Annotated in this window: 7 protein-coding genes; 4 read left to right on the top strand and 3 right to left on the bottom strand. The window is 63.1% G+C overall.

Features of this window, described 5'->3' with window-relative positions:
- Together QZY06_RS14405 and QZY06_RS14400 are read left to right on the top strand one after the other, a co-directional pair.
- Positions 1–1,009 (top strand): DUF3570 domain-containing protein (locus QZY06_RS14405; RefSeq protein WP_295685748.1); only part of this gene is annotated, 1,009 nt, incomplete at its 5' end.
- Between the two features lie 4 nt (positions 1,010–1,013).
- On the top strand, positions 1,014–1,922 hold the full coding sequence (locus tag QZY06_RS14400; protein ID WP_295685747.1) for an FAD:protein FMN transferase: 909 nt from the start codon (positions 1,014–1,016) through the stop codon (positions 1,920–1,922).
- A gap of 85 nt (positions 1,923–2,007) precedes the next feature.
- Here the strand turns inward: QZY06_RS14400 and QZY06_RS14395 are convergent, their stop codons facing one another.
- Positions 2,008–3,258 carry an OmpA family protein gene (locus QZY06_RS14395; protein WP_295685745.1) on the bottom strand — a complete coding sequence of 417 codons (1,251 nt, stop codon included), beginning with the start codon at positions 3,256–3,258 and terminating at the stop codon, positions 2,008–2,010.
- Between the two features lie 213 nt (positions 3,259–3,471).
- Positions 3,472–4,758, bottom strand: coding sequence for a sorbosone dehydrogenase family protein (locus QZY06_RS14390; RefSeq protein ID WP_295685743.1), 1,287 nt, complete (start codon positions 4,756–4,758; stop codon positions 3,472–3,474).
- 408 nt (positions 4,759–5,166) lie between these two features.
- Between QZY06_RS14390 and QZY06_RS14385 the strand changes: the two genes are divergently transcribed.
- Positions 5,167–6,132: a nitronate monooxygenase family protein gene (locus QZY06_RS14385; protein ID WP_295685741.1), complete on the top strand. Its 966-nt coding sequence runs from the start codon at positions 5,167–5,169 to the stop codon at positions 6,130–6,132.
- 11 nt (positions 6,133–6,143) lie between these two features.
- Positions 6,144–6,680, top strand: coding sequence for a PadR family transcriptional regulator (locus QZY06_RS14380; RefSeq protein ID WP_295685739.1), 537 nt, complete (start codon positions 6,144–6,146; stop codon positions 6,678–6,680).
- Positions 6,681–6,688: 8 nt separating this feature from the next.
- Here the strand turns inward: QZY06_RS14380 and QZY06_RS14375 are convergent, their stop codons facing one another.
- Positions 6,689–7,276: a phosphatase PAP2 family protein gene (locus tag QZY06_RS14375; RefSeq protein ID WP_295685750.1), complete on the bottom strand. Its 588-nt coding sequence runs from the start codon at positions 7,274–7,276 to the stop codon at positions 6,689–6,691.
- Between the last annotated feature and the right edge of the window lie 81 nt (positions 7,277–7,357).

Here is a 7,357-nt window from a genome sequence, read left to right as displayed (position 1 = left end):
GTCACCGTCCGGCAAGGGCAAGAGCTACACGATTGCGCCGGGTGATACGCCGCTCGATCCGACGTTCAAGGACACCCGTATCGCCGGCAATCTCGGCTATCGCTTCCCGTTGACCGATGTCAGCAAGCTGCAGGTCGGCTTGAACGGCTCGAAGGAGTACGACTTTCTGTCGGCCGGTGCCAACGCGCTGTATGCCTATGATCTGAACGAGCACAACACGACCTTGAGCGCCGGTCTGGGCTTCGAGTTCGATCGTCTCAATCCAGTCGGCGGCGCGCCGAACCCGCTGACGCGCCGAGTCAACGTGCCGATCGGCGATGCCAACGACGGCGAAGGTCTGTCCGGGCCGTCGAAATCGAAGAACGTCAAGGATGTGTTGGTCGGCATCACCCAGGTCATCGATCCTTCCAGTCTCGTGCAGTTCAACTACTCGCTGAGCCTGTCGAATGGCTACGAAACCGATCCGTACAAGTTCCTGTCGGTGGTCGATGAAACGGCGCAGCCGCTGTACTACGTCTACGAGAAGCGGCCGGGCTCGCGAACGCGGCATGCCTTCTATGCCGAGTACAAGCGCTCTCTGTTCGGGCGCGATTCGATCGATCTGTCGTATCGCTTTTTCACCGACAGCTGGGGCATTCGCTCGCATACTGCAGACGTGGCCTATCGCTGGAACATCTCGCCGCGTTCCTACCTGGAACCGAGTGCGCGCTACTACAAGCAGTCGGCCGCCGATTTCTACAAACCGGCCTTGTTTTCCGGGGAGGACACGACCATCGACTACGCGAGCGCCGATCCTCGGCTCGGTGATTTCAGCGCCGTCACCGGCGGTCTGAAGTATGGTCACCTGCTGGGCAACAACCAGGAATTTTCCGTGCGCCTGCAGGCCTACAAGCAATTCGCGACGACGACCCACGTGCCTGGCCAGGCGGCCGACGCGCTTTCGGCCTTCGATCTGTCGCCGAACCTGTCTGCCGTGATGCTCAGCATCGGCTACCGGTTCAACTGGTAGGCGCTTGTCCGGCCAGCGTAACGCTGCCCGCAGCGTCCGAGTCGAAGCCACGGCCAGCGGTGCGCTGGCCGGACGCTTCGAGGCGATGGCCTCGCCTTGCGAGGTGCTTGTCGACGGTGCTGATGCCGCGCTCCTGCTGCGCCTGACGGAGCAGGTTGCCGAAGAGGTCTGGCGGATCGAGCGTCACTGGAGCCGCTACCTGCCGGGCAATGTCGTCGACCGCATCAACCGCGCGGATGGCAAGCCGGTGGAGGTCGATGAGGAAACCGGACGCTTCCTCGACTATGCCGCCCAGCTCTGGGCGATCAGCGACGGTCTGTTCGATATCACTTCGGGCGTGCTGCGCCAGGCCTTTCGATTCGATGGCTCGGACCGTCTACCGAGTGATGAGGCCGTGCAGGCACTGCTGCCGCTGGTGGGTTGGGACAAGCTGCAATGGCAATCACCGATGCTGCAGCTGCTGCCGGGCATGCAGATCGACTTCGGCGGCATCGGCAAGGAATACGCAGTCGATCGCGCTTGTGCAATCGCGGCCGCGGCGAGCAACTTGCCGGTGCTGGTCAACTGCGGGGGCGATCTTGCTTCCAGTGCACCGCGCCCGGACGGGAAGCCGTGGCTGGTCGGCATCGATGTGCAAGGCATGGAGGTGGATGCGCCGGTGATCTCGCTGCATCGAGGTGGCATTGCCAGCAGTGGCGATGTTCACCGCTACCTGCTGAAAGACGGCGTGCGCTATCCGCACGTGCTGGATCCGCGAACGGGCTGGCCGGTAACCGGCGGGCCTCGTGTCGTCACGGTTGCCGCAGGTTCATGCACCGAAGCCGGCGTGCTGTCGACCCTGGCGTTGCTGCACGGCGCAAAGGCCGGACAGTTTCTGAATGAGTTCGCCGCGGAGGCGAAGGTGATCTGGTAACGGATCTGGTGACGCTTGTGCTGCAGTCCCTGCAACTGCGCCTGGGCGCGCAGTTGCAGGGATGTCAGCCTTTACTTCTTAAACTTTACTTCTTGGGAGCAGCAGCCTTCTTCGATGCCGGGGTCGGCGTCTTCTCGATCACCTTCACGGAGGCCGGCTTGTTCAGCACGGTGAACTCCACGCGACGGTTCTCGGTACGGCCTTCCTCAGTGGCGTTGTCGCCCACCGGGTTGGCTTCGCCGAAGCCCTTCGCAGTCAGCTGACCGCTCGGCACGCCCTGGCTGATCAGATAGACGCGGACCGCATCAGCACGGCGCTGCGACAGCTTCTGATTGTAGGCATCGGAACCGAGCGAATCGGTGTAACCACCGATCTGCACCGACAATGCGGACTGGGCGTTCAGGGCAGTGGCCACTTCATTGAGCGACAGCTTCGACGGATCGGTCAGACGATCCTTGTTGAACTCGAAGTTGATCGAACGCAGCGCCACGGTCTGTTCGATGATGCAGCCATCGCGGTCGACCTTGAAGCCCTTCGGAGTGCCTGGGCACTTGTCGAGGTTGTCCGGCACGCCGTCACCGTCGGTATCACGCACCGGAGGCGGCGGCGGGGGCGGCGGTGGGGGCGGCGGCGGAGCAGCCGCAGGCGGCGGAGGCGGCGGAGGCGGCGGTGCATCCGCGCCGAACGAGTAGCGAATGCCGAGCATCGCCGACTGCGCACGATAGCGGGATTCGACGTCCGGACCAGGTCCCAGGTCCAAGTTGCCCTTGGCGCTCTGGATCCAGCGGTAGTCGGCCGACATGGTGAGGTGCGGAGTCAGATCGAAGCTGATGCCGCCGCCGCCCTGGTAGGCGAACTGCACCGTGAAGTCGTTGGAGGCCGAGTAGCCGCGCAGACCGAAGCGCGTGGCACCGACACCGCCGCCGACGTACGGATGGACGACGCTGAAGAAGCCGCTGTCAGTACGGATGTCGTACCAGAGGTTGGCCATCGTCGAGTAGGCGTTCTCGAAGCCATCGGCCTGCACGCGCGCGAGGTTGCCGACACGAACGCTGTCGACATCGTTGCGGCGGTAGCTCAACTCGAGCTCCGGACGCAGGCCGAACGGGGTGGTGGTACCGAGCACGAGGCCACCGATCCAGCCGTTCTTCAGCGGATCGCCGAAGCGGACGTTGCTGTCGACGATCGGACCATAGAGGTTCTGATCTGCCTTCCAGTTGGCGCCACCCTCAATCCCGATGTAGCCGCCTTCGCCGGCATGCGCCGTGAAGGCGGTGCAGAGCGCAACGGTGGCGAACCCGGCAATTGCAGGGAGGGACTTCTTCTTTTGTTTCATCGACAACTCCTGTGTGGAACGGTGGCCAAAACCAATCGGCCTGTTTTTAGATGTCTACGCTTCGCCAGCCCTCTGGCTGTACGGGACTACCACAGGCACATGAGCACCTCGCGTGCCTGCGTCGGCGGTTTCGGAAAATTCAGGTGAATGCGGGAAGAAAGGGAAGGCCCCGAACGGCGCAGGGCCTTCTTGCGGCTGAGTTTCAGCCTGCCTTCAAGGCGCCGAAGTCACGCGCCAGATGGTGTTGCCGACGTCATCAGCCACCAGCAGTGCGCCGCGGCTGTCGAGCGCCACACCGACAGGCCGGCCCAGCGCCTTGTCGTCGGCGTCGATGAAACCATCGAGCACGTCGGTCGGTGTGCCAGAAGGCTTGCCGTTGGTAAACGGTACAAACAGCACCCGGTAGCCACTGCGTGGCTTGCGGTTCCAGGAACCATGCTGGCCGATGAACATGCCGCTGCCGAAGGCCGAGGCCACGCCGCTCTTGCCATTCGATGCTGCCAAGCCCAGCGAAGCCGTATGCGCGCCAAGCGCGTAATCCGGCGCTCGCGCCGTCGCCACCAGTTCCGGCTTCTGCGGTTTCACTCGCTCATCAACGTGATTGCCGTAGTAGCTGTACGGCCAGCCGTAGAAACCGCCCTCGACGACCGAAGTCATGTAGTCCGGCACCAGATCGTTGCCGATCTCGTCACGCTCGTTGACCGCCGTCCACAGCGCACCGCTTTCCGGCTGCCAGGCCAGGCCGTTCGGATTGCGCAGGCCGGACGCGAAAACGCGGTAGACACCGCTGGCGATGTCGACTTCGAGGATCGCTGCACGCTCCTTTTCAGCATCGATACCGTTCTCGGCGACGTTGCTGTTCGAGCCCACCGTTACATAGAGCTTGGTGCCCTCGGCATTGGCGATCAGGTTCTTGGTCCAGTGATGGTTGATCGAGCCGGCTGGCAGCGGCGTGACGATCTTGCCGGTCGCACGCGCGATGGTCGTATCGCCGGTCTTGTACGGAAAGCTCAGCACCGCATCGGTATCGGCGACGAACAGCTTGTCACCGACCAGCGCCATGCCGAATGGCGAGTGCAGGCCGGTCAGCAGCGCACTTTTGGTTTCGGCCACGCCGTCACCATCGGTATCGCGCAGCAGGCTGATGCGGTCGGCGCTCGGCGTGCCAGCGCCAGCCTTGCCCATGACCTTTTCCATCACCCAGCCACGGATGCCGGTTGAATCGTCCGGGCGCTTCGGCGCGTTCGTCTCGGCGACCAGCACATCGCCATTCGGCAGCACCAGCAGCCAGCGCGGGTGATCGAGGCCGCTGGCGAAAGCGCTGACTTTCAGGCTCGGCGCGGCGCGCGGCGTGCGGCCCTCTGGCCAGCCTTTGGCGGTGGCGATGTTGACGGTCGGAACCAAGGTCGATACGGGTGCCGGCAAGTCTGGATTGGCGCCATAGCCGGCCGATACCGCTTGCCGGCTGTCGGCACCGCAGGCGGCCAGCAAGATCGTCATCAGGCCCAGGGTGATGAGACCGGTTTGACGAGAAGATGGAAACAGATGCGACTGAGGACGCTGGGTCATGAGTGATGCCGGTTCCCGGAGTTTTGAAGAGGGGATGTGTCGATGCGCCCAAGAATGCGCTCGGCAGACCTTTGCCGAATAAGGAAGCACGGCAGAGAGACGCGATGGGCGAGGCTCGTAAGCGGGAGCAAGCTTCGCTCCCAGCGGTTTGAAGGCTGGCACTGCCGGGACGGCTTCATGCCGAGAATGTCCCGTCTGTGCACATATGTATTCTTTTCAATTTTCCGGTCAGTTTTACAAAGCCGGCAACGACTGGTCATGAGGTTAATATGCAAATTATTGCTTAAGCAAAATCACGCATATAGACTGCGTCTCTCATTCACTGACGAGGTTCTCCGCATGCCACTGCCGGCCCTGCTTCGCAACCACCTCCGGATTCCGGTCGTGGCGTCGCCGCTGTTCATCATCTCCAACCCGGATCTGGTGATCGCGCAGTGCAAGGCCGGCGTGGTCGGCTCGTTTCCGGCGCTCAATGCCCGGCCAGCGGAAGAGCTCGGCAAATGGCTGCAGCGGATCAGCGAAGAACTTGATCGCCACAATCAGGCGAATCCGGATCGTCCGGCGGCGCCGTATGCGGTCAACCAGATCGTCCACAAATCGAACAACCGCCTCGATCACGACATCGAGATGTGCGTGAAGTACAAGGTGCCGATCGTCATCACCTCGCTTGGCGCCCGCACCGATCTGAATGAGGCCATTCATTCCTACGGCGGCATCACCCTGCACGACATCATCAACAACAAGTTCGCCAAGAAGGCGATCGAGAAGGGCGCCGATGGTCTGATCGCCGTCGCCACTGGCGCCGGTGGCCATGCCGGTACCACGTCGCCGTTCGCGCTGATCCAGGAAATCCGCGAGTGGTTCGATGGCCCGCTGCTGCTCTCGGGTTCGATCGCAACCGGCAGTTCGGTGCTCGCCGCACTCGCGATGGGCGCTGATCTGGCCTACATCGGCTCGGCGTTCATCGCCACCAAGGAAGCCAATGCCGACGAGCGCTACAAGCAATGCATCGTCGACTGCGGTGCAGACGACATCGTCTATTCCAATCTGTTCACCGGCGTGCACGGCAACTACCTGCGGCCATCGATCATCAGCGCCGGCCTGGACCCGAACAAGCTGCCGGAATCCGATCCGAGCAAGATGGACTTCGGCTCCGGCGGCAACACCGACGCCAAGGCCTGGAAGACCATCTGGGGCTGCGGCCAAGGCATCGGCGCGGTGAAGTCGATCGATAGCGTCGGCGATCTCGTCGGCCGTTTGGAGCGCGAGTACGACGCGGCGCGTCAGCGTCTGCTGGCAGCCTGAGCATCTGAATCGTGGCGCTGTCCCACGCCATCCTGGTATCGCTGCTCGATCGCGCGCATTCGGGTTATGACCTCGCCAAGCGCTTCGATCAGACCGTCGGCTTCTTCTGGCCGGTCAGCCACCAGCAGATCTACCAGGAGCTGCACAAGCTGGCGCGGGCAGGGTGGGTGCGTGGCGAGACTGTCGAGCAGGCCGACCGGCCGAACCGGATCGTCTACCAGCTGACCGGCGAGGGTCGGCAGGCGCTCGATACCTGGCTGACCGAGCCGACCAGCCCACCGAGCTCCAAGGAAGAACTGCTGGTCAAGCTGTTCGCGCTCGAAGGTGCGAACAGCGAAACCCTGGTTCAGGAACTCGAACGACGCCGGGCGCTGCACATCGAGCGCCTGGCTCGCTACGAATCGATCATGGCCGAGCACTACCCGGACCCGACCGTGCTCAACGCCCGCAAGCGCGGTCGCTATCTCGGTCTGCGCATGGGCATCCTCACCGAACGCACCACCATCGCCTGGTGCGATGAAGCGATCGCCTGCGTCGGCACCGCCTGAAAGAAGCCTTACCAGTTCGCCGATACGTTCAGGCCGACCTGTCCCGGCCCGATCACCGGCGTCACCGAAACCTGCGCCGGCACATACGGTTTGACGATGAACTTCGAGATGCCCCAGGCCAGCGCGCAGCCGGCGACGACGTCGCGAACGTAGTGCTTGTCTTCGTTGACGCGGATGTAGGCCACCCAGGCCGAGATCGCATACGCCGGCGCCGCTTCCTGCCAGCCGTAACGCTCGCCGAGATAGGCCGCGCCGGAACAGGCGAACGAGGTATGACCGGACGGGAAGGACTTGGTGCCGCCATCGGGGCGCGTGCCCCAGTCTCCGTTCTTGAACGCTTCCTTGAGCCCCTGCGTCGCGGCGACGGTCACCACCACTTCAGTGCCCAGTTGCAGCAGGCCGCGGTAGTCGCCCTCGTAAGTGGAGTACGCGGCAGCGCCAGCAGCCGGCACGAACTTCAGCCAGTTCGACAGAGTGAGCTGATCGCGATTGGCCTCGGCGTGGCTCGGTGTGGATAGGACGAGACAGACTCCGGTCATCAGTGTGCAGGCGGTGCGGCGAAGGAGGGCATTCATGGTCTGCGGGGGATGAAAGATGGGTAAAAGATATAGAAGGAAAAGGGCCTTCGCTGAAGGTGCTTGCGCCGACGTTCAGCAGCGACGAGCATGAGGCAAAGG

The sequence above is a fragment of the uncultured Nevskia sp. genome (assembly GCF_903885465.1).
Taxonomy (GTDB): Bacteria; Pseudomonadota; Gammaproteobacteria; order Nevskiales; family Nevskiaceae; genus Nevskia.
This window is presented reverse-complemented; position numbering and strand designations above follow the sequence as displayed.

Coding starts and splice junctions, on each gene's coding strand:
- QZY06_RS14395 (WP_295685745.1), bottom strand. CDS start 3,258: ATGAAACAAAAGAAGAAGTCCCTCCCTGCAATTGCCGGGTTCGCCACC.
- QZY06_RS14390 (WP_295685743.1), bottom strand. CDS start 4,758: ATGACGATCTTGCTGGCCGCCTGCGGTGCCGACAGCCGGCAAGCGGTA.
- QZY06_RS14385 (WP_295685741.1), top strand. CDS start 5,167: ATGCCACTGCCGGCCCTGCTTCGCAACCACCTCCGGATTCCGGTCGTG.